The sequence below is a fragment of the Streptomyces sp. NPDC016845 genome (assembly GCF_044332585.1).
Lineage (GTDB): Bacteria > Actinomycetota > Actinomycetes > Streptomycetales > Streptomycetaceae > Streptomyces.
This window is the reverse complement of sequence record NZ_JBIRPI010000002.1, coordinates 47,902-71,269: the sequence shown is the minus strand read 5'-3', so window position 1 is coordinate 71,269 and position 23,368 is coordinate 47,902. Positions and strand designations below refer to the sequence as shown.

Below are 23,368 nucleotides of genomic sequence, written 5' to 3'. Positions count from 1 at the left end.
GGCGGCAGTGAGATGACCGAACCCGTCATCACCCTGCGCAAGGTGACGGCCGAGCTGGGCTCGCGCCCCGTGCTGCGCGGCATCGACCTGACCGTGGGCCGCGGCGAGGTCGTCGCACTGCTCGGCGCCAACGGCTCCGGCAAGTCGACCGCCGTGCGCTCGATCATCGGCCAGGTGCCGGTCACGAGCGGCGAGATCGAGCTGTTCGGTACCGCGCGCCGCCGCTTCAGGCAGTGGGCGCGCGTCGGCTACGTGCCGCAGCGCACCACCGCCGCGGGCGGCGTGCCCGCCACGGTCGCGGAGATCGTCGCCTCCGGGCGGCTCTCCCGCTCCCGCTTCGGCATCCTGCGCGCCGCCGACAAGGACGCGGTGCGCCGCGCCCTCGACCTCGTCGGCCTCGCCGACCGCGCCAAGGACTCGGTCAACGCGCTCTCCGGCGGCCAGCACCAGCGCGTGCTCATCGCGCGCGCCCTCGCCGCCGAACCCGAGCTGCTGATCATGGACGAGCCGATGGCCGGCGTCGACCTCGCCAGCCAGGAGATCCTCGCCGCGACCCTGCGCGAGCAGGTCTCGGCGGGCGCCTCCGTCCTCCTCGTCCTGCACGAACTCGGCCCGCTGGAGCCGCTGATCGACCGCGCGGTGGTGCTCCGCGACGGCTGCGTCCTGCACGACGGGCCGCCCCCGAAGGCGGTCGGCCAGCACGCGCTGCCGGGCCACGACCACGTCCACCCGCACGCCGCCGTGGACGCCGAACCCCTCCGCACGGGACTGCTGAGCTGATGGAAATCCTGAGCTACGAATTCATGCGGCGGGCGCTGCTCGCCGCCGTCCTCGTCGGCATCACCGCGCCGGCCATCGGCATCTACCTGGTCCAGCGCCGCCAGGCCCTCATGGGCGACGGCATCGGCCACGTGGCGATGACCGGCGTCGGCCTCGGCTTCCTGCTCTCCACGTCCCCGGTGTGGATGGCGACCCTCGTCTCCGTCCTCGGCGCCGTCGTCATGGAGCTGATCCGCTGGTACGGCAAGACCCGCGGCGACATCGCGCTCGCCATGCTCTTCTACGGGGGCATGGCCGGCGGCGTCATGTTCACCAGCCTCGCGCCGGGCGGCTCCACGGCCAACCTCACCTCGTACCTCTTCGGCTCGCTCTCCACCGTCTCCTCCGAGGACGTCACCGCGATCTGCCTGCTCGCGGCGTTCGTGGTCCTGGTCACGGTCGGCCTGCGCCGCCAGCTGTTCGCGGTGAGCCAGGACGAGGAGTTCGCCCGCGTCACCGGCCTGCCCGTGCGCGCCCTGAACCTCCTGACCGCCGTCACCGCCGCCGTCACCGTGACGGTCGCGATGCGCGTGGTCGGCCTGCTGCTGGTCTCCGCCCTGATGGTGGTCCCGGTGGCCGCCGCGCAGCAGCTGACCCGCAGCTTCAAGGCGACCTTCGTCATCGCCGTGGCCATCGGCGTCGCGGTCACCCTGGGCGGCACCGTCACGTCGTACTACCAGGACGTGCCGCCCGGCGCGACGATCGTGCTCCTGACCATCGGCGTCTTCATCGTCCTGACGTTGCTCGCCACCCCGCTGGCCAGGCGCAGGGCGCGAGCCGCGGCGGCGACGGCGCCGGGCGATCCGGCGGAGTGCGCGATCCCCGGGCAGGCCCCCGCCAAGGTCTGACCCGGCCCATCGCCGCCTGGCACAATGGCGGCGGTACGTACGTGGCAGGGATGTGAGGAGAAACCCGTGGCAGCCCCGGTTCGAGGCAGGTCGACCCGCCAGCGCGCGGCCGTGGCGGCAGCGCTCGACGAGGTGGACGAGTTCCGCAGCGCGCAGGATCTGCACGACGTCCTCAAGCACAAGGGTGACTCCGTCGGCCTCACCACGGTGTACCGCACGCTGCAGTCGCTCGCGGACGCGGGCGAGGTGGACGTGTTGCGGACGTCCGAGGGCGAGGCGGTGTACCGGCGGTGCTCCACGGGTGACCATCACCATCACCTGGTGTGTCGGGTGTGCGGCAAAGCGGTTGAGGTCGAGGGGCCGGCGGTTGAGTCCTGGGCGGAGACGATCGCCTCTGAGCACGGGTATGTGAACGTGGCGCACACCGTGGAGATCTTCGGCACCTGTGCGGATTGCGCTGCCGCTGTGTGAGCCCCTTGTCGTGAGTCGCGGAGCGCGCGTCTCGTCGTGGCCGGCCGCGCAGTTCCCCGCGCCCCTGGAGCATGCGGCTTCGCCGCAGCCCCATGGGGCGCGTGCCAGGGGCGCGGGGAACTGCGCGACCAGCCCCCACCGGCGTGCAGACGTAATCGGGCCCCGTCAGGCCTTGCCCTCGAGCTGCAGCAGGACCTCATTGGGGGTGGCCCCGCCGAAGCGTCGGTCGCGGGAGGCGTACTCCACGCACGCTCGCCACAGGTCACGCCGGTCGAAGTCCGGCCACAGCACGTCCTGGAAGACCATCTCCGCGTAGGCGCTCTGCCAGAGCAGGTAGTTGGACGTGCGCTGCTCACCGCTGGGCCGCAGGAACAGGTCGACGTCGGGCATGTCCGGGTAGTACAGATACTTCGCGAACGTCTTCTCGCTGACCTTCGACGGATCGAGCCGGCCCGCCTTCACGTCCTCGGCGAGCGCCAGCGCCGCATCGGCGATCTCGGCGCGGCCGCCGTAGTTCATGCAGAAGTACAGGGTGAGCCTGTCGTTGTCCTTCGTCTGCTCCTGGGAGATCTCCAGCTCCTTGGCGACCGACTTCCACAGCTTGGGCATGCGGCCGACCCAGCGGACCCGGATCCCGAGGTCGTCGAGCTGGTCACGGGTCTTGCGGATGAAGTCCCGGTTGAAGTTCATCAGGAAGCGGACCTCGTCGGGCGACCGCTTCCAGTTCTCGGTGGAGAAGGCGTAGAGCGAGATCGCGCCCACACCCAGCTCGACGGCGCCCTGGAGGACGTCGAGGACCCGCTCGGCGCCCACCTTGTGGCCCTCGGTGCGCGGAAGGCCGCGCTCCTTCGCCCACCGCCCGTTGCCGTCCATGACGATGGCGACGTGTCCCGGCACCAGCTCGCCCGGGATCTTCGGCGGCCGCGCGCCCGACGGGTGCGGTTCGGGCGTGACGTACTCCCGGCGGGACCGTCCGAGAATTCCGCGACGTGCCATGTTTCCGGCCTCTCCCCTAGCTCAGTTTGCAGCTCGATCACAACGTGCCAGCGCTTGCGCTAGCTCTTCTCCACATAGCGCAAGGACCGCAGTCCGCGCTCGAGGTGCCAGTGCAGATAGGCCGACACCAGGCCGCTGCCCTCCCGCACGAAACGTGGCTCGCTCGCGTCGGCCGTCGCCCAGTCCCCGGTAAGGAGCGCGCCGAGCAGGGTGAGGGCCTGTGGTGAGGGTACGACGCTGCCCGGCACCCGGCAGTCGACGCAGACGGAGCCGCCCGCGCCGACCGAGAAGAACCGGTTGGGACCGGGCATTCCGCACTTGGCGCAGTCGCCGAAGGTGGGCGCGTACCCGTTCACGGCGAGGGAGCGGAGCAGGAACGCGTCGAGGACGAGGTGCGGCTCGTGCTCGCCGCGGGCGAGGGTGCGCAGGGCGCCGACGAGCAGCAGGTACTGCTGGACGGCCGGTTCGCCCTCGTGGTCGGTGAACCGTTCCGCCGTCTCCAGCATCGCGGTGCCCGCGGTGTAGCGGGCGTAGTCGGTGACGATGCCGCCGCCGTACGCGGCGATGGTCTCGCTCTGCGTGCACAGCGGCAGGCCGCGGCCGATCAGTTCGCTGCCGCGCGCGAAGAACTGCACGTCGACGTGGGAGAACGGTTCGAGCCGTGCCCCGAACTTGGACTTGGTGCGGCGTACGCCGCGGGCCACCGCGCGGACCCGGCCGTGGCCGCGCGTGAGGAGCGTGATGATGCGGTCGGCCTCGCCGAGTTTCTGGGTCCGCAGGACGATCCCGTCGTCCCTGAAGAGACTCATCGCGCACCCCCGGGGGCGGCGGCGTCGTCTTCACGGAGCGGGCTCATGCCCTCCATTCTGCCTTGCCCGGTCCCCTGCCCGGTGCCCGGTCAGGGCACCTCGCCCCGGCTCCTTCTGTTCGCGTACGCCGTGGCCGCGCGCAGCCGCTCCGTGGTGGTGGCCTCCCGCACCATGTCGGGCGCGCAGTCCCATTCCCGGCCGCCGCCGAACGGTCGCAGCTGCACGTACGGGCCCTCGTGCCCCATCACCCGTCCCACCCGGCCGGTGCTCATGTCGACCGCGTACGAACCGATCGCTGGCTTCATCGGGTGGCGCTCCTGTCCCGTAGTGCGTCCTGCCGCGCGGGGTGCGGCGGCCACGGCGCCAGGGGCGCGCCGCGCGTCAACCGGACAACGCCACGGTTCCACCGATGGACACGGGGCAGCCGGGGCGACCTGCGACCGGCACTCCGTTCGCCTCATCCGCGGGCCGGCGGGCGCAGGCCGCCGACGGTCGCTTCGAGGCGGCGGCGCCTGCCCGCGGCGACCAGGTGGAGCACGATCCCGGCGCCGCCGAGCACGAGGGCGACGAGGAGGCCGAGCCCGCCGGCGGTGAGGAGCAGCGGGTTCGGGCCTTCGGTGACTTCTGCGACGAGGGCCCGGCGCAGGGCCTCGCCCGCGTCCCGCGACGGTGTCCCGCGCACCACCTCGGCGGCGCGGCGCGCGAGCGGGAGCGCTGCCGCGAAGGCGGCGAGGTGCAGTACAAGGCAGCCCGCGAGCAGCCGGCGTGCTCTTCGCCGGGTGGCCCGGATGTCGTGGAGGAGGCTGTCCCGTTCGTGGCGGATCTGCTGGAGGTAGCGGGCGTAGAGCTCGTACTCGGTCTGCCGGGGGACCGGTGCGGTGGCGGAGGGCATGGCCGTGACGGTCTGGAGCGAGGCGTTGCGGGCGGCCTCGTCCTGTTCGTAGCGGGCTTCCACGGTGCCGAACTCGATGACGTCGCCGTGGTGGAGCGGGCGGGCCGCGGTGACCGGGGCGCCGTTGACGCGGGTGCCGTTGCGCGAGCGCAGGTCCTCGACGACGACCCGGCCCTCGACGGGCTTGAGCACCGCGTGCCGCCCGCTGACGCACGGGTCGTCGAGGCGCAGGCCGCACGCGTCGGCCCGGCCGACCAGGAGCGGTCCGCCGGAGACGTCGACGATCGCGCCGCGCAGCGGTTGCGGGCCGAGGAGGGTCAGTCGGTGAGCGCCACCGCTCGGAGTACTCATGGCGGCCTGGACGTACCGGCGCCGCCGTCCGGTTTCGGGGGTTGTACGGGAGACGCCCGTTTGTCGGGTACCGGTACCGGAGGGTGACGTACCGCATCCGGCGCACCTTCAGTGCACTGCTGCTCAATGCACGCCCCGCGTCCGCCGCTCCGCCCGCTTCTCGATGCCTCGGAAGTGGGTGGCCATGGCGTGCTGGGCGGCGGTGGCGTCCCCTTCGCGCAGGGCCGTCACGATGGCGCGGTGGCGGTCGACGGTGATCTCGGGCGCCGGGTCGCCGGCCCACTTGCGGACCCCGGCGACGCGGTCGAAGACGTTCCAGAACGCGCCGAGGAGCTGCGGTATCAGCTCGTTGCCGAGCGAGCGGTAGAGCGTCTCGTGGAACTCCCGGTCCAGGTCGGCGAAGGGTTCACCGGCCTCGCCCGCCTCGTTCATCTTCCGTACGAGAGCGTCGAGCCGGTTCAGGGTCTCGGCGTCGGGCGGGGCGGTCGCGATGCGGTGGACGAGCCCTTCCTCCAGGATCTCGCGGACCTGGAGGATCTCGGCGAGGGCGTGCGCGTCGTCGGCGGGGCGCAGCAGGGTGCGGAAGGTGAGGCCGTCGGCGAGCGGGGTCAGCGAGGCCTGGCCGACGTACGTGCCGTAGCCGTGTCTGATTTCGACTATGTCCAGGGCTTGGAGGGCCTTGAGCGCTTCGCGCACGGAGTTTCTGCTGACGCCGAGCGAGTCCATCAACTCGGCTTCGGTGGGCAGGAGTTCGCCGGGCCGCAGCCCGGCGTCGAGGATCTGCTGCGTCACCGCGCGCTGCACCTGCCGGCTGACGCGGCGGTGGCGGACGGCCGGATTCGTGGGCTCCTCTGACATGCGCCGCATCGTAGGCGCCCTGGACATCCCACGTCCCACCTCCGGGCGAAAGTCCTTGCGCGATCTCTTGACCGCCCCCTCCGGTCCTCTTATGGTCACGTCGCTGCCCAAGACGTAGGACGTTGGATCTCCGGGTCACCGGGGTCACTTGTAGTCACGTGGAGTCACTACAGCCACGGAGCCGTTGCGAGTCACGCGAGAACCGCGAGTCATGCGAGTCATGCGAGTCATTGGAGGCAACCATGAGCGACCACGCCGCGACCGGCCGCCGTTCCTTCCTCAAGTACACCGGCGCCCTGGGTGCGGCGGCCGCCGTCTCCGCGTCCCTGTCGGCCTGTTCGTCCGGGCCGAAGTCGACGAACGACACGGGTGAGGACGGCGGGAGCGGCTCCGCCTCCCTGACGGCCGTCATCGGCTACGGCAACGACGGCAGCTGGGACCCGGCCCAGACGGCGTCCGCGTTCGCGATGGCGGGCAACCACCACATCTACGAGGGGCTCGTCGACACCGACCCGATCACCCGGGCCCCGTACGCGGCGCTCGCGACCGAGGTCCCGGACGCGGCCCAACTCAAGGGCACGAGCTGGAGATTCACCCTGCGTCCGGGCGCCAAGTGGCACGACGGGAAGCCGGTCACCGCCGACGACGTGGTCTTCGTCTTCGACCGCATCCTCGACCCGAAGACCCAGACGCTCGCCAAAGGGTTCTTCGAGAGCTGGCTGAAGGAGGTCAGGAAGACCGGCGACGCGTCGGTCGAGCTGGTCCTCAAGTTCCCGTTCCCCGAGGGGGTCGCGCGGCTGACGCTCGCGAAGATCATGCCGAAGCACGTCTTCTCGCTCCCCGGCGCCTGGGACGACGCCATGAAGGGCAAGGCCGTCGGCTCGGGACCGTACCGGCAGACCTCGCACCAGCCGAAGACGAACACCACCTTCGCCGCGTTCGACGACTACAACGGCCCGCGCGAACCCGCGTTCAAGAAGATGAACTGGCTGACCATCGTCGACGCCGCACCGCGCGTCGCGAAGATCTCCGGCGGCAGCGCCGACGCGCAGATCTCCGACAACATCCCCTACGCCAACATCCAGCGCCTCGAACAGGACGGGCTCACCGTCGAGGGCGGCGCCGGGATGAACAACCTGTTCCTGATGTTCAACACCGCGCACAAGCCGTTCGACGACGTACGCGTGCGGCAGGCGCTGCACCACGCGATCGACAAGAAGAAGATGATCGAGGTCGCGCTCAAGGGCCACGGCAAGGCGGCGCGTTCGTTCCTCAACGAGGGCAACCCGACCTTCCGCCCCGCGAGGACCGTCTACGACTACGACCCCGAGAAGGCGAAGAAGCTGCTGCGGGAGGCGGGCGTCAGCGGCCTGACCGTCAACCTCATGGCCGTCAACGTGTCCTGGATCGTCGACTGCCTGCCGACCGTCAAGGCGTCCTGGGACGCGATCGGCGTCAAGACCACGCTCGACCCGCAGGAGACCACCGCCGTCTTCACCAAGATGGACCAGAAGAAGGACTACCAGGTGGTGGCGGCGGCCTCGAACCCGAACCAGTTCGGCCTCGACGCGGACCTGATCATGCGTTACAACTACGGCCCCGCCAATCTGTGGATGGGCTACGCGCGCTGGGCCGACGACCCCACCGCCAAGCAGCTGTTCCGGCAGATGGACCAGGCCACCCGGGAACCGGACGCCGACCGCAAGAAGACGATGATCCAGGACTACCTCGACACCGTCGCCGCGCAGGCCGTCATCTACCCCGTCGTGCACAACGAGCTGATGACCGCGTGGGACGCCCACAAGATCACTGGCGTGCAGGCGCAGCCGTACCCCGGCATCAACGTCCTCAAGGCGCACCCCGCATAAGACCGCACGCTCGTTCCTCGACCCAGGAGTTCGCGCCCGTGGCAGTGATCGCCAGAATTCTCGCCCGGCGGCTCGTGCTGCTCGTGCCGCTGCTGCTCGGCATCGTCCTGTTCGTGTTCCTCGTGATGCGCTTCGCCGACATCGACCCGGCGTCCGCGTACTTCCAGGGCGCCAACCCGACGCCGGAGCAGCTGCACGACTTCCGCGAGCGCAACGGGCTCCTCGACCCGCTGCCCCTGCGCTACCTCCACTTCGTCGGCGACCTGCTCCAGGGCGACATGGGCATCAGCGTGCTGACCCGGCAGCCGGTCGTGGAGCAGGTGACGACCGCGCTGCCGCTCACCCTGCAACTGACGTTCCTCGGGCTCGGCATCGCCGTGACCGTTTCCCTCGCGCTCGGCATCAGCGCCGCGATCCACCGCGACCGGGCCTGGGACCAGATCGTCCGCGTCGTATCGCTGACCGGCGTCGCCGCGCCCGGCTTCTGGCTGGCGCTGCTGATGATCCAGTACCTGGCGGTCGGCCAGGGCTGGTTCCCGACCGGCGGCTACATCAACCCCGCCGACTCCTTCACCGGCTGGCTCAAGTGCATGACGCTCCCCGCGCTCGCCCTGTCCCTCCCCGTCGCCGCGCAGCTCACCCGGATCGTGCGGACGGCGGTCGTGGAGGAGCTCGACAAGGACTACGTGCGCACGGCCGTCGGCAGCGGACTCCCGCCGGTCGTCGTGGTCGGCCGCAACGTCCTGCGCAACGCCCTGATCAACCCGCTCACCGTGCTCGGCCTGCGCGTGGGCTATCTGCTGGGCGGGGCGGTGGTCGTCGAGACGATCTTCTCGCTGCCCGGGATGGGAAAGCTGATGATCGACGCGGTGAAGAACGGCGACCCGGCGGTGGTCCAGGGGGTCGTGCTGACCACGGCCGTCGGGTTCGTCGTGATCAACCTGGTGATCGACGTGCTGTACCTGCTGGTCAACCCGCGGCTGCGGGCGGCGTCATGAGCCGCCGCCTCGACCCGCGCAGGCTGCGCCGCCTGCCCGTACTGTCACGCATCGCCCTCGGGGTCGTCACCGTCGTCGTCCTCATGGCCGTGTTCGCCCCGCTGCTCGCACCGCACGACCCGCTCGACCAGCAGCCGCAGGTGGACGGCGTCGGGCACCCCTCCGCCCAGCACTGGATGGGCCAGGACAGCCTCGGCCGCGACATCCTCAGCCGGCTGATGTACGGGGCGCGCTGGTCCCTTGCCATCGGGCTCGGGGCGACGCTGCTGGCGCTCGTCGTCGGCGCGGTCCTCGGCGCCGCCGCCGCGACCTCCACCAAGGCGGCGGACGAGACGATCATGCGCTGCCTCGACGTCGTCATGGCGTTCCCCGGCATCGCCCTCGCGGCCGTCCTCGTAGCCGTGTTCGGCGGCGGCATCCCGGTGCTGATCTGCGCGCTCGCGTTCCTGTTCACGCCGCCGATCGCGCGGGTCGTGCGCGCCAACGTCCTGGACCAGTACGGGGAGGACTACGTCACCGCCGAGCGGGTCATCGGGGCCCGTACCCCGCACATCGTGCTCAAGCACGTCGCCATCAACTGCGCGGCCCCGATCCTCGTCTTCTGCACCGTGCAGGTCGCGGAGGCCATCGTCTTCGAGGCGTCGCTGTCCTTCATCGGCGCGGGCGTGCGGCCGCCGGACCCGTCGTGGGGCAGCGTCATCGCCGACGGCAAGAACATGGTCCTGCTCGGCGGCTGGTGGGCGACCGTCTTCCCCGGCCTGCTGATGCTGTTCACGGTGCTGTCCCTGAACGTCCTCAGCGAGGGCGTCTCCGACGCGTGGGCGGCACCGGCCGCGCGCGACGTCCCCACGGCCAAGGAGCCCGACCGCCTGGAGACGGCGGCGCCCGGCACCGGCAAGGTCCTCGAACTCCCCGGCCTCACCGAGGCGGCGGCCCGCCTGCGCTCCCGGGCCCGCCCCTTGCCCGACGCCTCCCCCGTCCTGTCCGTACGGGACCTCGCCATCGGGTTCGACGGCCGGCACGGCGGGGTCGACATCGTCGACGGCATCGGCTTCGACGTCCGGCCCGGCGAAGTCCTCGGCCTGGTCGGCGAGTCCGGCTGCGGCAAGTCGCTGACCGCGCTGACCGTGATGGGCCTGCACCCGGCGGGCGCCCGGATCCGCGGCCACGTCACCTTCGACGGCCGCGAACTCGTCGGCCTCCCGATGAGCGCCCGGCGCCGCCTCCTCGGTCACGACATGGCGATGATCTACCAGGACGCGCTGTCGTCCCTGAACCCGGCGATGACGGTACGGGCCCAGCTCAGACAGGTGGTCCGGCGCGGTGGCCGCCGCTCCCCCGCCGAACTCCTCGACCTCGTCGGCCTCGACCCGGACCGCACCCTGCGCAGCTACCCGCACGAACTCTCCGGCGGCCAGCGCCAGCGCGTCCTCATCGCCATGGCGCTCTCCCGCGACCCGAAGCTGATCATCGCCGACGAGCCGACGACGGCGCTCGACGTGACGGTGCAGGCCCAGGTCATCGAGTTGCTGCTGCGGCTCCGCGCCGAACTGGGCTTCGCGCTCGTCCTCGTCTCGCACGACCTGGCGCTCGTCGCCGACGTCACCGACCGCGTCGTCGTCATGTACGGCGGCCAGATCGTGGAGACGGGCGTGACGGCGGACCTGGTCGGGGCCCCGCACCACCACTACACGCGCGGCCTCCTCGGCTCGGTCCTCTCCCTGGAAGCCTCGGCGGACCGCCTGACCCAGATCAGGGGCGTCGTCCCGTCCCCGGCGGACTTCCCCCCGGGCTGCCGCTTCGCGGACCGCTGCCCGCTGGCGTCGCAGGTCTGCAGAGCACAGGCCCCCGCATTGACCGGCGGACCCGCACACGAGACAGCGTGCCATCACCCGGTCTCCGCCAGGGGCGCGGGGAACCGCGCGACCAGCCACGCCGAACCCGCACCCGCGCACGCGACCTCCATCCCCACGGCGCGACAGGCGACCCCCACGGACAGGGACCCGACATGACACAGCCCCTCGTGGAACTGGCCGACGTACACGTCGTGCACAAGGCCCGCTCAGGCGGCCTCTTCACACGCGACCACGTCTACGCCCTCACATCGGCGGACCTGGAGATCGCCCCGGGCGAGACCCTCGGCGTCGTGGGCGAATCAGGCTGCGGCAAGTCGACGCTGGCCAAGGTCCTGGTGGGCGTCCAGCGCCCGACGTCCGGCACGGTGACGTACCGCGGCGACGACCTCTGGACCATGCCGCCCGCACAGCGCCGCGCAGCGCTCGGCACCGGCGTAGGCATGATCTTCCAGGACCCGTCGACGGCCCTGAACCGCCGCCTGACCGTACGCCAGATCGTCCGCGACCCGATGGACGTGCACCGCCGCGGCACACCGGCCGAACGCGCCGGCCGCGTACGGGAGCTGCTGTCCCTGGTGGGCCTGCCAGCGGCCCTGGCGGACGTCCTCCCCGGCCAGCTCTCCGGCGGCCAGCGCCAACGAGTGGCCATCGCCCGCGCGCTGGCCCTGGAGCCGGACCTGGTGGTGGCCGACGAACCGACGAGCGCCCTCGACGTCTCCGTACGCGCCCAGATCCTCAACCTCCTCCTCGACCTCAAGGAGCGCCTGGGCCTCGCCCTGGTCTTCGTCTCGCACGACATCCAGACGGTGCGCAGGATGAGCGACCGGGTCATCACCATGTACCTGGGCCGCATCGTGGAGGAGACCCCGGCGGCCGACGTCCTCGACCGCTCCCGCCACCCCTACACCCGCGCCCTCTTCTCGGCCACGCCCGGCCTCCTCGACCCCATTGACCCGATCCCCCTGACCGGCCCGGTCCCCTCGGCCACGCACCCGCCGTCCGGCTGCCCGTTCCGCACCCGCTGCTGGCGGGCGGACGTGACGTGCGCGACGACCATGCCGGACCCGCGCGGCGCGAACGGCCACATCTTCCGCTGCCACCACCCGGTGGACGCGGAACAGTCGACCCATGACCTGGTGCACGAGGTATAGCGCCGGGCGCGCCCCTGGGGCCTGTCGGGCCCCTCCGGCGATCGCGTCAGCTGGGCGTCCGCGCCGCCACCGCGAGCAGGCGGCTCACCTCGTCCGTGCACATGGTCAGCGCCGCCCCGACCGTCCCCAGGACGTCCCGCTCCGCGGCCGAGTACGGGCCGTCGGCCAGGGCGATCCGGGCGCCTTGCAGCAGGATCGATTCGCGTCCTGCCGGGGCGAGGTGCTGGGCGAGCGGGTCGAGGGCCTCGTGCAGCTCTATGGCCAGGCCGGCGCCGGGCCCGCAGTGCTCGGGAAGGCGACCGGCGTCGGTGACCAACCCTTCGACGAGTGCGGCCAGTTGGACTTCGGAGCAGTCCTCGAACCCGGCCGTGCGCAACACCCCGACGGCGCACTCGAGCGAGGGGCGGGAGGTGGAGCCGCCCACCGCGAGCACGGCCAGGACGACCGTGTGCACGGCGTCGCGCAGCATGCCGGAGAAGCGGTGCGTGGTCGGATGGTCGAGCGCGTCCGTGCCGAACCGGTCCTCGCAGGCGGCGCACTGGACGACGGGCCCGGTCTCGCCGCGCGGCACCACAGGGACGCCCAGTACGGTGAAGCGGCGGCGGCCCGTGCACCGCTGGTAGTTGCGGTCACCACCGCAGCCCGGGCAGAAGAACTCCCCGTCCCCGACGGTGGTCCATGTGGTGTGCACGCCCAGAACCCGCGAGTTCCCGGTTCGTCGCATACGTCCCCAAATCGGCAGCACGTCGCACACCTCCCTGACGGCGCCGCAACATCGCGGCGTTGGCGTGATGTTAGCCACATTGCCCGCTCGGCGTCAGTACCTTGGTCACGCCCAGGTCACGAAAGGTGGGCCCACTGGCCGAGACACGACACGGCCCCGCACACCCACAAAAGGTGTACGGGGCCGCGAACGCGCAGCTCAGCCGGGTCAGCGGGCGGAGCGGTTGACCGCCGAGACGACCGCCTTCAGCGACGCACGTGTCGTATTCGCGTCGATCCCGATGCCCCACAGAACCTTGTCGCCGATGGCGACCTCGATGTAGGAGGCGGCGACGGCGGAGGCGCCCTCGCTCATCGTGTGCTCCTGGTAGTCCAGCAGGCGGGCGTCGATGCCGATGCCCTGCAGCGCGTGGAAGAACGCGGAGATCGGACCGTTGCCGGTGCCGACCAGGACCTGCTCGGCACCGTCGACCTCGGCCTCGACGGTCAGCGTGTCGACGCCGTCGGTGTCCGTGGTCGTCTGACCGGCCTTGACCTGGATGCGGCCCCACGGGTTCTCGGGGTTCGGCAGGTACTCGTCGCGGAAGATGTTCCAGATGTCCTTGGGCGTGACCTCGCCGCCCTCGGCGTCCGTCTTCAACTGGATGACCTTGGAGAACTCGACCTGCATACGGCGCGGCAGGTCCAGGCTGTGGTCGTTCTTCAGGACGTAGGCGATACCGCCCTTGCCGGACTGCGAGTTGACGCGGATGACGGCCTCGTAGGAGCGGCCGACGTCCTTCGGGTCGATCGGCAGGTACGGGACGGCCCACTCGATGTCGTCGACGGTCTTCCCGGCCTTCGCGGCGCGGTTCTCCATCGCCTCGAAGCCCTTCTTGATGGCGTCCTGGTGGGAGCCGGAGAAGGCGGTGTAGACCAGGTCGCCCGCGTAGGGGTGGCGCGGGTGGACCTCCATCTGGGTGCAGTACTCGGCGGTGCGGCGGATCTCGTCGATCTCCGAGAAGTCGATCTGCGGGTCGACGCCCTGCGAGAACAGGTTCATGCCCAGCGTCACCAGGTCGACGTTGCCGGTGCGCTCGCCCTGGCCGAACAGGCAGCCCTCGATACGGTCGGCGCCGGCCATCAGCGCCAGCTCGGCGGCGGCGACGGCGGTGCCCCGGTCGTTGTGCGGGTGCACGGACAGGCAGACGTACGCGCGGCGCGTCAGGTTGCGGCTCATCCACTCGAAGCGGTCCGCGTGCGTGGACGGGGTGGAGCGCTCGACGGTGGCGGGCAGGTTCAGGATGATCTCGCGATCCGGGCCCGGCTGCCACTCGTCGCAGACGGCCTCGCAGACCTCCAGGGCGAAGTCCAGCTCGGTGTCGGTGAAGATCTCCGGGCTGTACTGGTAGCCGAAGACCGTCTCGGGGCCGAGCAGCTTCTCCGCGTACTCCATGACCAGCCGCGTACCGTCGACGGCGATCTGCTTGACGGCGTCCTTGGAGCCGCGGAAGACGACCTCGCGCCAGACCGGCGCCGTCGCGTTGTACAGATGGACCGTGGCGCGCTTGGCGCCGACCAGGGACTCGACGGTCCGCGCGATCAGCTCCTCGCGGGCCTGGGTCAGTACGGAGATCGTCACGTCGTCCGGGATGGCGTCCGGGTCCTCGATGATCGACCGTACGAAATCGAAGTCGGTCTGGCCGGACGAGGGGAAGCCGACCTCGATCTCCTTGTAGCCCATGCGGACCAGCAGGTCGAACATCTCACGCTTGCGCGCCGGGGACATGGGGTCGATCAGCGCCTGGTTGCCGTCGCGCAGGTCGGTGGAGAGCCAGCGGGGCGCCTTCGTGATCCGGTTCTGCGGCCAGGTGCGGTCGGCGATGTCCACCTGGTCGTACTGGCCGTACTTGTGGATCGGCATCGACGTGGGGCGCTGGAAGTTCGGCATATGCGTGGGGCTCCTCGAGGGTGGCCGGTAAGGCGGCCGACGGCGCAACGCCAAACTCCGCGGGGAGGGGGTCGGCCTCGACTACAGGCCCTCGCCGCGGCAGCTAAGGAGAAGCAACCCGAAACGCATGATGCTCCGCACTCTAACCGAGACGCGCCGGACACGAAGGCCCGTATCAGTATGCGGGACCGTCCATACCCGAGACGGAGGCCGCATGACGGGTAAGGGGTGATCAATACCTCTATTTCGCTAATCATGGTCGCAGGTAGTGACAGCGGCATGACCCAGTGCCACATTGCTGCGCATGACCGCCAACCCAACGGGGAACCCGAAGGGGTTCGAGCCCGTTTTCTGCACGATCGTGCCGCCCCACCTCCAGGACCAGGTCGCCCAGTCCGAGAACCGCGCGGTCGCGGTCAAGGCCCGCAAGAGCCTCGAGCGCGACGCCTTCGAGCGCACCCGCCGGCGGATGACCACCGTCCTCGGTGCCCCCTCCGCCGCCCCGCCGTCCACCGCGGACGCCGACCAGTCACCCCGCCGCACCCTCTACGACGCCCAGCACCGCACCGACCTGCCGGGCCGCAAGGTCCGCGGCGAGGGGGACGAGCCCGGCCAGGACGCGACCGTCAACCGCGCGTACGCGGGCCTCGGCGCGACCTTCGAGCTCTACCTCCAGAAGTACGGCCGTTTCTCCATCGACGGCGAGGGCCTGGCGCTCGACGCGACGGTCCACTACGACCAGGACTACAACAACGCGTTCTGGAACGGCGAGCAGATGGTGTTCGGCGACGGGGACGGCGAAATCTTCCTCGACTTCACCATCCCCATCGACGTCATCGGCCACGAGCTGACCCACGGCGTCACGCAGTACACGGCGAACCTGACGTACTTCGGGCAGCCCGGCGCCCTCAACGAGTCGATGTCCGACGTCTTCGGCTCCCTCATCAAGCAGTACTCGCTCGGCCAGACCGCCGCCGAGGCCGACTGGCTGATCGGCGCGGGCCTGCTCGCCCCGGACGTCACCGGCGTCGCCCTGCGCTCCATGAAGGCCCCCGGCACGGCCTACGACGACGACGTGCTCGGCAAGGACCCGCAACCCGCCGACATGGCCCACTACGTCAGGACCGGCCGGGACAACGGCGGCGTGCACATCAACTCCGGCATCCCCAACCACGCCTTCTACATCCTCGCCGAGACCCTCGGCGGCAACGCGTGGGAGCGGGCCGGACAGATCTGGTTCGACACCCTGACCGGCGGCGAGCTGAAGCAGGACGCCCTCTTCCCCGACTTCGCGAAGGCGACGGTGAAGAGCGCGCAGGCCCGCTACGGCGGCGGCGAGGAGTACCAGTCCGTCCTGAAGGCGTGGGAACAGGTCGGCGTGCCGACGCACTGACCGTCGCGGCGGATTGGGGTAGACAGGGACCCATGCGTATCCACGTCTCACGCACGGGCGGCTTCGCCGGGATCGACCGCCACGCGGAGGTCGACACGGCCGGCCGCACCGACGCCCATGAGTGGCATGCCCTGGCCGAGAAGGCGCTGGCCGCCGGCCGGGGCACGCCACCCGTCGGGGTCCCCGACGGGTTCAGCTACACCCTCACCGTGGACGGGAAGACCGTGTACTGCGCGGATCCCCGGCTCACCGAGGAACAGCGCAGACTGATCACGCGCGTACTCAAAGAAGGAGCGTAAGTCCCGTCCGCCGCTGGGGCGTTGACTTCGTGGTGAACCACCTGGGCGGTTACCGGACGCTGTATCTGGTGGCGGCGGCCGTGGGTCTGCTCGGGGCGCTCCTGGTCCAGAAAATCCGGTCGGTGGATCGAGGGGTATGACGTAGCCTCCGCGCCTGTGACCAAAGTCGACGCACATACCCCTCTTCTCGGCCGCCTGGAGCGGTACTACGACGCCGTGCCGCGCGCCGCCGCCCGCGTCGAGGAGCACGGTTCGCTCACGCTCTTCGTCCGCGAAGGGCCGGGCTGGCCGTATTACGCGCGGCCCGCGCTCCGCCCCGACGCGCCACCGCCCGGCGCCGCCGACGTACGCGCCGTCCGCGCGCGGCAACGGGAACTCGGTGCGCCCGAGGCGTTCGAGTGGGTGGCGGAGACGACGCCCGGCATGCGGGCGGCCGTCGAGGAGGCCGGGCTGCAGGTCAGCGAGCATCCGCTGATGGCGCGGGACGCGGCCGCTCCGCTCCCCGGCCCGCATCCCCTGGTCCGGGTCCTCGACGCGCGGGACCCGTTCCTCGCCGCCGCGCTCGCGCTGCCGTACGTGGCGTTCGCGCAGCCCGGCACGGCGGTGGGCTCCGCCGGGGGTGCGGAGCTCTCGGCGATGGTCGTCGAACGCGCCGGGGACGGGAGCGTCCCCGAGCACCAGGAGCGCATCCGCGCCGGCCGCCTCGTCCTCGCCGCCGCCGTCGAGGACGGGGTCGTCCTCTGCTCCGGCATGCACTTGCCCGTCGGCGACGTGACGGAGGTCGCGGGCGTCGGTACGTTGCCCGCGGCGCGGCGGCGGGGGCTGGGTCTGGCGGTGACGGCCGCCCTGGTCTCCGAGGCGGTGGCCTCCGGCATCTCTACGGTGTTCCTGTCGGCCGGGGACGATGATGTCGCCCGGGTCTACGCGCGGCTGGGTTTCGAGCCCGTGGGCACGGCGATGATCGCGTCCGCGTCAGAGGACTGAGGATTCTCCGGCGGGTGCGACACCGCCGTGGCTGATCGCGCAGTTCCCCGCGCCCCTGGGCCGGTCAAGCCCCTCCGGCGATCGAGGAGCGGGGGCCGGGGCGGAGCCCCGGGGGTTCGCGTCGTTGCCGGGTGCGGCGTCGTCGTGGCTGGGCGCGCCCCCGGCCGGGACCCGCTACAGGGCGCCCATGTCCTGGGCCGGTCAAGCCCCTCCGGCGATTGAGGAGCGGGGGCCGGGGCGGAGCCCCGGGGGTTCGCGTCGTTGCCGGGTGCGGCGTCGTCGTGGCTGGGCGCGCCCCCGGCCGGGACCCGCTACAGGGCGCCCATGTCCTGGGCCGGTCAAGCCCCTCCGGCGATTGAGGAGCGGGGGCCGGGGCGGAGCCCCGGGGGTTCGCGTCGTTGCCGGGTGCGGCATCGTCGTGGCTGGGCGCGCCCCCGGCCGGGACCCGCTACAGGGCGCCCATGTCCTGGGCCACCCAGACCGACGGGTAGAACGGGCGGTACCCCAGTTCCCGGCGGACACGGGACGTGGACATCACCGCTCGCCAGGGATCCGGGTCCGTCTTCTCGTACAGGGCGGGCGGCACCGGAAGGCCGTTCAGGGCGTACACGTCCACCGTCGTCAGCGGAGCGTCATCCGCGATGTTGTAGACGCCCTGGGCGCCAGGCGCGTACAGAAGGCGCTGGAGACCCTGGGCGACGTCCGCGTGGTGGCCCATGTGGAGGCGCTGGGTGGCGGGCCAGTGCGGAGCCCATTGCATCGCGTTGGCCAGATGGGGATCGCCGTCGCCGTAGACGAAGGGGAGCCGCCCGATGCGCAGGTCCGAGAGGCCGTCCAGCGCCGCCAGGGCCCGCTCCGCCTCCCACTTGGACTCGGGGTACGCGCCCCACATGGCCCCGCCCGGCACGGTCGCGTCGGACTCCACCAAGGGCCGCCCGCGCCCAGCCCCGTACACAAGCCCCGTGCTGACCTGCACAAACCTGCCTACGCCGGAGGCCACCGCCGCGCGGCCCAGCTCGATCGCCGCGTCCCGGTTGACCGCGCGGGCCTCCTCGTCCGGCACGCCGCGGAACGCCGCGGCGACGTTGACCACCGCGTCCGCCCCGGCCGTCGCCTTGCCGAGCACCTCGGCGTCCCGCAGATCGCCGACCACCACCTGCGCGCCCAGCTCGGCGAACCGTTCCGCGCGGGACGCGTCCCGCACCAGGACCCGGACCTCGTCGCCGGGCGCCGCGCTCTGCAGCAGCCGGGGCACGAACCGCTTGCCGACCTGCCCTGTCGCACCTGTCACCAATGTCAGCATGGCCGCCTCCGTGTCGTCGTAGTCGTCGTAGTCGTCGTAGTCGTCGTTGCCATGGACACCACCCTCGGCGCGGCAGCGCACAAGCGGGAGAGACGCGCTTATCCAGGGACCGGCACGCCCTGGATAAGCCGGGCGGCCCGCGCGACCCTGAAGAGGTGAACCGTGTCGAACTCGCCGATTTCCTGCGCCGCGCCCGCACCCGCCTGGCCCCCTCGGACGTGGGCCTGACGGCAGGCGCCCGGCGCCGTACGCCGGGCCTGCGCCGCGAGGAGGTGGCGCAGCTGGCGGGGATGTCCGTCGACTACTACACGCGGCTCGAACAGCGCCGCGGCTCACACCCTTCACGCCAGATGCTGGCCGCCCTCGCACGCGCACTGCGCCTGACGGCGGACGAACGCGACCACCTCTTCCACCTGGCGGGCGAGGAGCCCCCGCGCGCAGGCGGCTCGTCGGCGCACGTCCGGCCGGGCCTGCTGCTGATCCTGGACCGGCTGCACGACCTGCCGGCGCAGGTGCTGAGCGACTGGGGCGAGGTGCTCGCGCAGAACACGATGGCGGTGGCCCTGTCGGGCGAGCACACGGGCGAGAACCTGGTGCGCCGCTACTTCACGGACCCGGCCGTGCGCGCCATGGTCCCGGCGGAGGACTACGCGACGCACGCCCGCGCCCACGTGGCGCACCTGCGGGCCGTCGTCGGGGCGCGCCCGGACGACCCGGGCCCGGCCGCGCTGGTGGCCGAACTCCGGGCGAGCGACGCGCACTTCGCCGAAGTGTGGGAGTCACACGTCGTGGCGGTGCGGCACGCGTCGACGAAGCGTTTCCTGCATCCGGTGGTCGGGCTACTGGACCTGGACTGCGAGGTGCTGCTGAGCGACGGACACGACCAGCAGCTCGTGGTGCACTCGGCGCGGCCGGGCACGGACACGTACGAGCGTCTGGAACTGCTGAGGGTGATAGGCCTCCAGGACCTCACCCCGACGATCCGCTAGAAGCCGAGCTTGCGGAGCTGACGCGGGTCGCGCTGCCAGTCCTTGGCGACCTTCACGTGCAGGTCGAGGAAGACGGGCGTGCCGAGCAGCGCCTCGATCTGCTTGCGGGACTTGATGCCGACCTTCTTCAGGCGCTCGCCCTTGGGGCCGATGATGATGCCCTTCTGGCTGGGCCGCTCGATGTAGACGAAGGCGTGGATGTCGAGGAGCGGCTTGTCGGCGGGCCGGTCCTCGCGCGGCAGCATCTCCTCGACGACGACGGCGATGGAGTGCGGCAGCTCGTCCCGGACGCCTTCGAGCGCGGCCTCGCGGATCAGCTCCGCGACCATGACCTGCTCGGGCTCGTCGGTGAGGTCGCCCTCGGGGTAGAGCGCGGGCCCCTCGGGGAGCAGCGGCACGAGCAGATCGGCGAGCAGGCCGACCTGCTGGTCGGCGACGGCCGAGACCGGGATGATCTCCGCCCACTCGAAGCCGAGCTCCTTGCCGAGCTGGTCGATGGCGATGAGCTGCTCGGCGAGGGCCTTGCTGTCGACGAGGTCGGTCTTGGTGACGACGGCGATCTTCGGCGTCTTCTTGATGGACGCCAGTTCCTTGGCGATGAACCGGTCGCCGGGCCCGATCTTCTCGTTGGCGGGCAGGCAGAAGCCGATGACGTCGACCTCGGCCCACGTCGTGCGCACCACGTCGTTGAGCCGCTCGCCGAGCAGTGTGCGCGGCTTGTGGAGCCCCGGGGTGTCCACGAGGATCAGCTGCGCGTCGTCGCGGTGCACGATGCCGCGCACGGTGTGGCGCGTGGTCTGCGGCTGGTCGGCGGTGATGGCCACCTTCTTGCCGACCAGAGCGTTCGTGAGGGTGGACTTGCCCGCGTTGGGACGGCCGACGAAGCAGGCGAAGCCGGCGCGATGGGCGGATCCGGCGGCGGGGGTGTGAACGCTCATGGCGCCCATTGTCCCTGATCCCGAACGCACACGAGCACCGAGAGGTCCCGGTAACGCCCCGGCAACACGAAACACGTCGGAAACGTCGGGGTACGGAATCGGAAACGCGGAGCGGTGACGCTGAAGCGCATGCCTGCCACGACCGTCATGTCCGGCCCCCTCGCGGCCCCCGCCCTGGACTCCGGCGACACCGCCTGGCTGCTCGCCGCCACGGCCCTGGTCCTCCTCATGACCCCCGGTCTGGCGCTGTTCTACGGCGGTATGGTCCGCTCGAAGAGCGTCCTCAACATGCTCATGATGAGCTTCGTCTCGATCGCGCTCGTGACGGTGGTCTGGCTGGTGGCGGGCTATTCGCTCGCCTTCGGCGACGACACGTTCGCGGGCCTGATCGGCGGCCTGGAGCACGCGGGCATGGCGGGCATCGGCCCGCAGTCCCTCACCGGCACGGTCCCCACCTTCCTCTTCACCACCTTCCAGCTGACGTTCGCGATCATCACGGCGGCGCTGATCAGCGGAGCCGTCGCGGACCGCACGAAGTTCGCCGCGTGGCTGGTCTTCGTCCCGGTGTGGGCGCTGCTCGTATACGTCCCGGTGGCGCACTGGGTCTGGGGCCCCGGCGGCTGGATCGGCCACCACCTGGGAACGCTCGACTTCGCGGGCGGCCTGGTGGTCGAGATCGCGTCGGGCGCGTCCGGCCTGGCCCTGTGCCTGGTCCTGGGCCCGCGCGCGGGCTTCAAGAAGGAGGCGATGCGCCCGCACAACCTCCCCATGGTCGTCATGGGCGCGGGCCTGCTCTGGTTCGGCTGGCTCGGCTTCAACGGCGGCTCGGCCCTCGGCGCGAACGGCCTCGCCGCCGCCTCCCTCTTCAACACCCTGATCGCGGGTTGCACGGGCCTGCTCGGCTGGCTCTTCGTGGAGCAGAAGCGCGACGGCCACCCGACGACGTTCGGCGCCGCGTCCGGCGCGGTGGCGGGCCTGGTGGCGATCACCCCGGCGTGCGGCGTGGTGGGCGTCGTGGGCGCGGCGGTGGTCGGCCTGGCGGCGGGCGTCATCTGCTCGTACGCGGTGGCCTGGAAGCTCAAGCTCCACTACGACGACTCGCTCGACGTGGTCGGCGTGCACTTCGTGGGCGGGGTGGTGGGCACCCTGCTGATCGGCCTGTTCGCGACATCGGCGATGACGGGCTCGACGGCGAAGGAGGGCCTGCTGTACGGGGGCGGCCTCGGCCAGCTGGGCAGACAGCTCCTGGCCGTCCTGGTCGTGGCGGCGTACACGTTCCTGGTGACGTACGGGATCGGGAAGGCCATCCACAAGCTGATGGGCTTCCGGGCGTCGGCCGAGGAGGAGCTGACGGGCCTGGACCAGACGGTGCACGCGGAGAGTGCGTACGATCACGGCGTCCTGGGCGCCACGGTCCACCCCGCGTCCGCCCCCGCCGCCCGAAAGGTCGCGCCATGAAGCTGATCACCGCGGTCGTCAAACCGTTCCGCCTGGACGAGGTCAAGACGGCGTTGCAGGAGCTGGGCGTGGACGGTCTGACCGTGACGGAGGCCAGCGGATACGGGCGCCAGCGCGGGCACACCGAGGTGTACCGGGGCGCGGAGTACCAGGTCGACCTCGTACCGAAGGTGCGGATCGAGGTCGTGGTCGACGACGCGGACGCGGAACCGGCGATGGACGCGATCGTCCGCGCCGCGCGCACGGGCAAGATCGGCGACGGCAAGGTGTGGGCGGTACCGGTGGAGAGCGTGATCCGCGTCCGGACAGGCGAAAGGGGCCCGGACGCGGTCTAGGCCGGTCCGGGCCCCTGTGTCGCTCGTCCGTCTCAGAGGTTCTTGCCGCAGACGGGCCAGGCGTTCTGCCCCTGGGCGGCGAGCACCTTCTCGGCGACGGAGATCTGCTCGGCCTTGGTGGCGAGGTGCGCGGACGCCGCGTACTTGGTGCCGCCGTACGCGGACCAGGTGGACGACGTGAACTGCAGACCGCCGGAGAAGCCGTTGCCGGTGTCGGCTGCCCAGTCGCCGCTGGACTCGCACTGGGCGACGGCGTCCCAGTTGTGCGCGGGGGCGCTCGTCGCCGCGGAGGCCGAGCTCGTACCCGCGATCACCATGGCGCCCGCGGCACCGGCGAGAGCACCGGTGGCGGCGAGACGGCGGACGCGGGAGGTACGGGCAGCGGTGTTGCGGGCGGAGAAGATCACGAGAAGCCTTTGTTCGGGGACGGTGACGGCCGCGGCGCACCCCCCGGCTTTGAATCCGGGGACGCTGTCGAACGCTTGCTGCGCCGGGCGACCGCTCCACCATGGCCCGCGGACCCCGCCCCGTCCCAGGGGTCGCAGGCCCTTCCGCAAGGACCTCGGTCCCTGCCCGGGCCCCGCCCCTGCCAGGGCCGGTAGCCCCGGGCCGAAAGTCCCGGACGCCCTCCATGGAGCCCCGGGCCCCGGCCGCCGTTCACCGGTGCGTACGGGGACCGACGCCCCTGACCTGGGCGAATGTGACGGTCCCCACAATTCTCAGCCGGCCCGAACGGTGTCCCGCACATTTCCGTCGGCCCCCGCGAGGAAGACCGGCGTACCGGCGCCGCCCAGATCGCGTACGGCGGCCACGTCCTCCTCGGGCAGGGCGTCGGCGCCGGAGACGACGGCGGCGGCCTCCAGGGACTGCGCGCCGGAGGCGACGGCCATGGCGACGGCGGTACGCAGCGCGCTGAGCTTCAGGGAGTCCAGGGCGACGGTGCCTGCGACGTACGTACGCCCGGTCTCGTCGCGCACGGCGGCGCCCTCGGGCACACCGTTGCGGGCCCGCGCGGAACGGGCCAGGGTGACGATCTTGCGGTCCTCGGGGCCGAGGTCGGTGCTCTCAGTCATGGGGTGAGCATAAGGAGAGGCCCGGG

At 71.4% G+C, this 23,368-nt stretch carries 24 protein-coding genes; 13 read left to right on the top strand and 11 right to left on the bottom strand.

Annotated elements, in window-relative coordinates; genetic code table 11:
- Positions 1–12: 12 nt before the first annotated feature.
- The 3 genes from ACH4RC_RS06215 to ACH4RC_RS06205 are packed head-to-tail and all read left to right on the top strand — an operon-like array spanning position 13 to position 2,138.
- On the top strand, positions 13–780 hold the full coding sequence (locus ACH4RC_RS06215) for a metal ABC transporter ATP-binding protein (RefSeq protein WP_398195906.1): 768 nt from the start codon (positions 13–15) through the stop codon (positions 778–780).
- Positions 780–1,667 carry a metal ABC transporter permease gene (locus ACH4RC_RS06210; RefSeq protein ID WP_398195903.1) on the top strand — a complete coding sequence of 296 codons (888 nt, stop codon included), beginning with the start codon at positions 780–782 and terminating at the stop codon, positions 1,665–1,667. The genes ACH4RC_RS06215 and ACH4RC_RS06210 overlap by 1 nt, the downstream gene beginning before the upstream one ends.
- 24 nt (positions 1,668–1,691) lie before the next feature.
- Positions 1,692–2,138 (top strand): Fur family transcriptional regulator, encoded by a 447-nt coding sequence (locus ACH4RC_RS06205; RefSeq protein ID WP_398195900.1) that lies wholly within the window; start codon positions 1,692–1,694, stop codon positions 2,136–2,138.
- A gap of 165 nt (positions 2,139–2,303) precedes the next feature.
- Here the strand turns inward: ACH4RC_RS06205 and ACH4RC_RS06200 are convergent, their stop codons facing one another.
- From ACH4RC_RS06200 to ACH4RC_RS06180, 5 genes are all read right to left on the bottom strand, one after another.
- On the bottom strand, positions 2,304–3,134 hold the full coding sequence (locus tag ACH4RC_RS06200; protein WP_398195899.1) for an isoprenyl transferase: 831 nt from the start codon (positions 3,132–3,134) through the stop codon (positions 2,304–2,306).
- Positions 3,135–3,193: 59 nt separating this feature from the next.
- Positions 3,194–3,943: a DNA repair protein RecO gene (gene recO, locus ACH4RC_RS06195; RefSeq protein ID WP_398195897.1), complete on the bottom strand. Its 750-nt coding sequence runs from the start codon at positions 3,941–3,943 to the stop codon at positions 3,194–3,196.
- Between the two features lie 89 nt (positions 3,944–4,032).
- Entirely contained in the window at positions 4,033–4,248 is a 216-nt protein-coding gene (locus tag ACH4RC_RS06190) for a hypothetical protein (RefSeq protein WP_356492875.1), read from the bottom strand.
- Between the two features lie 152 nt (positions 4,249–4,400).
- Positions 4,401–5,186, bottom strand: coding sequence for an FHA domain-containing protein (locus ACH4RC_RS06185; protein ID WP_398195894.1), 786 nt, complete (start codon positions 5,184–5,186; stop codon positions 4,401–4,403).
- A 123-nt stretch (positions 5,187–5,309) separates the two neighbouring features.
- Entirely contained in the window at positions 5,310–6,053 is a 744-nt protein-coding gene (locus ACH4RC_RS06180) for a FadR/GntR family transcriptional regulator (RefSeq protein ID WP_398195892.1), read from the bottom strand.
- Between the two features lie 233 nt (positions 6,054–6,286).
- On the opposite strand from ACH4RC_RS06180, the gene ACH4RC_RS06175 reads away from it, so the two are divergent.
- From ACH4RC_RS06175 to ACH4RC_RS06160, 4 genes are read left to right on the top strand one after another with little or no spacing between them, the layout of a single operon-like run.
- Positions 6,287–7,912 carry an ABC transporter substrate-binding protein gene (locus ACH4RC_RS06175; RefSeq protein ID WP_398195889.1) on the top strand — a complete coding sequence of 542 codons (1,626 nt, stop codon included), beginning with the start codon at positions 6,287–6,289 and terminating at the stop codon, positions 7,910–7,912.
- A 38-nt stretch (positions 7,913–7,950) separates the two neighbouring features.
- Positions 7,951–8,910 carry an ABC transporter permease gene (locus ACH4RC_RS06170; protein ID WP_398195885.1) on the top strand — a complete coding sequence of 320 codons (960 nt, stop codon included), beginning with the start codon at positions 7,951–7,953 and terminating at the stop codon, positions 8,908–8,910.
- Positions 8,907–10,922 (top strand): dipeptide/oligopeptide/nickel ABC transporter permease/ATP-binding protein, encoded by a 2,016-nt coding sequence (locus ACH4RC_RS06165; RefSeq protein ID WP_398195882.1) that lies wholly within the window; start codon positions 8,907–8,909, stop codon positions 10,920–10,922. The genes ACH4RC_RS06170 and ACH4RC_RS06165 overlap by 4 nt, the downstream gene beginning before the upstream one ends.
- Positions 10,919–11,917 (top strand): oligopeptide/dipeptide ABC transporter ATP-binding protein, encoded by a 999-nt coding sequence (locus ACH4RC_RS06160; RefSeq protein WP_398195880.1) that lies wholly within the window; start codon positions 10,919–10,921, stop codon positions 11,915–11,917. Before ACH4RC_RS06165 ends, ACH4RC_RS06160 begins: the two co-directional genes overlap by 4 nt.
- Before the next feature lie 46 nt (positions 11,918–11,963).
- On the opposite strand, the gene ACH4RC_RS06155 is transcribed toward ACH4RC_RS06160, so the two are convergent.
- Positions 11,964–12,662 carry a TerB family tellurite resistance protein gene (locus ACH4RC_RS06155; protein ID WP_398195878.1) on the bottom strand — a complete coding sequence of 233 codons (699 nt, stop codon included), beginning with the start codon at positions 12,660–12,662 and terminating at the stop codon, positions 11,964–11,966.
- Positions 12,663–12,848: 186 nt separating this feature from the next.
- Positions 12,849–14,570 (bottom strand): 2-isopropylmalate synthase, encoded by a 1,722-nt coding sequence (leuA, locus tag ACH4RC_RS06150; RefSeq protein ID WP_398195875.1) that lies wholly within the window; start codon positions 14,568–14,570, stop codon positions 12,849–12,851.
- 304 nt (positions 14,571–14,874) lie between these two features.
- On the opposite strand from leuA, the gene ACH4RC_RS06145 reads away from it, so the two are divergent.
- From ACH4RC_RS06145 to ACH4RC_RS06135, 3 genes are all read left to right on the top strand, one after another.
- Positions 14,875–15,963 carry a M4 family metallopeptidase gene (locus ACH4RC_RS06145; RefSeq protein WP_398195873.1) on the top strand — a complete coding sequence of 363 codons (1,089 nt, stop codon included), beginning with the start codon at positions 14,875–14,877 and terminating at the stop codon, positions 15,961–15,963.
- 32 nt (positions 15,964–15,995) lie between these two features.
- On the top strand, positions 15,996–16,262 hold the full coding sequence (locus tag ACH4RC_RS06140; protein WP_398195870.1) for a protealysin inhibitor emfourin: 267 nt from the start codon (positions 15,996–15,998) through the stop codon (positions 16,260–16,262).
- 156 nt (positions 16,263–16,418) lie between these two features.
- Entirely contained in the window at positions 16,419–17,246 is an 828-nt protein-coding gene (locus ACH4RC_RS06135) for a GNAT family N-acetyltransferase (protein WP_398195867.1), read from the top strand.
- 448 nt (positions 17,247–17,694) lie between these two features.
- On the opposite strand, the gene ACH4RC_RS06130 is transcribed toward ACH4RC_RS06135, so the two are convergent.
- Positions 17,695–18,549: an NAD-dependent epimerase/dehydratase family protein gene (locus tag ACH4RC_RS06130; RefSeq protein ID WP_398197809.1), complete on the bottom strand. Its 855-nt coding sequence runs from the start codon at positions 18,547–18,549 to the stop codon at positions 17,695–17,697.
- Positions 18,550–18,704: 155 nt separating this feature from the next.
- On the opposite strand from ACH4RC_RS06130, the gene ACH4RC_RS06125 reads away from it, so the two are divergent.
- On the top strand, positions 18,705–19,538 hold the full coding sequence (locus ACH4RC_RS06125) for a helix-turn-helix transcriptional regulator (RefSeq protein ID WP_398195864.1): 834 nt from the start codon (positions 18,705–18,707) through the stop codon (positions 19,536–19,538).
- On the opposite strand, the gene era is transcribed toward ACH4RC_RS06125, so the two are convergent.
- Positions 19,535–20,485 (bottom strand): GTPase Era, encoded by a 951-nt coding sequence (gene era / locus ACH4RC_RS06120; protein WP_398195861.1) that lies wholly within the window; start codon positions 20,483–20,485, stop codon positions 19,535–19,537. The genes ACH4RC_RS06125 and era overlap by 4 nt on opposite strands.
- Before the next feature lie 120 nt (positions 20,486–20,605).
- Here era and ACH4RC_RS06115 point away from each other — a divergent pair, with 120 nt between their 5' ends.
- A complete protein-coding gene (locus ACH4RC_RS06115) occupies positions 20,606–21,934 on the top strand; it encodes an ammonium transporter (protein WP_398195858.1) in 1,329 nt (442 codons plus the stop codon).
- A complete protein-coding gene (locus ACH4RC_RS06110; RefSeq protein ID WP_398195856.1) occupies positions 21,931–22,269 on the top strand; it encodes a P-II family nitrogen regulator in 339 nt (112 codons plus the stop codon). The genes ACH4RC_RS06115 and ACH4RC_RS06110 overlap by 4 nt, the downstream gene beginning before the upstream one ends.
- Positions 22,270–22,301: 32 nt before the next feature.
- On the opposite strand, the gene ACH4RC_RS06105 is transcribed toward ACH4RC_RS06110, so the two are convergent.
- Both ACH4RC_RS06105 and ACH4RC_RS06100 read right to left on the bottom strand, forming a co-directional pair.
- Positions 22,302–22,676 carry a transglycosylase family protein gene (locus ACH4RC_RS06105; RefSeq protein ID WP_398195854.1) on the bottom strand — a complete coding sequence of 125 codons (375 nt, stop codon included), beginning with the start codon at positions 22,674–22,676 and terminating at the stop codon, positions 22,302–22,304.
- A gap of 312 nt (positions 22,677–22,988) precedes the next feature.
- Positions 22,989–23,342: a cytidine deaminase gene (locus ACH4RC_RS06100; RefSeq protein WP_398195852.1), complete on the bottom strand. Its 354-nt coding sequence runs from the start codon at positions 23,340–23,342 to the stop codon at positions 22,989–22,991.
- Between the last annotated feature and the right edge of the window lie 26 nt (positions 23,343–23,368).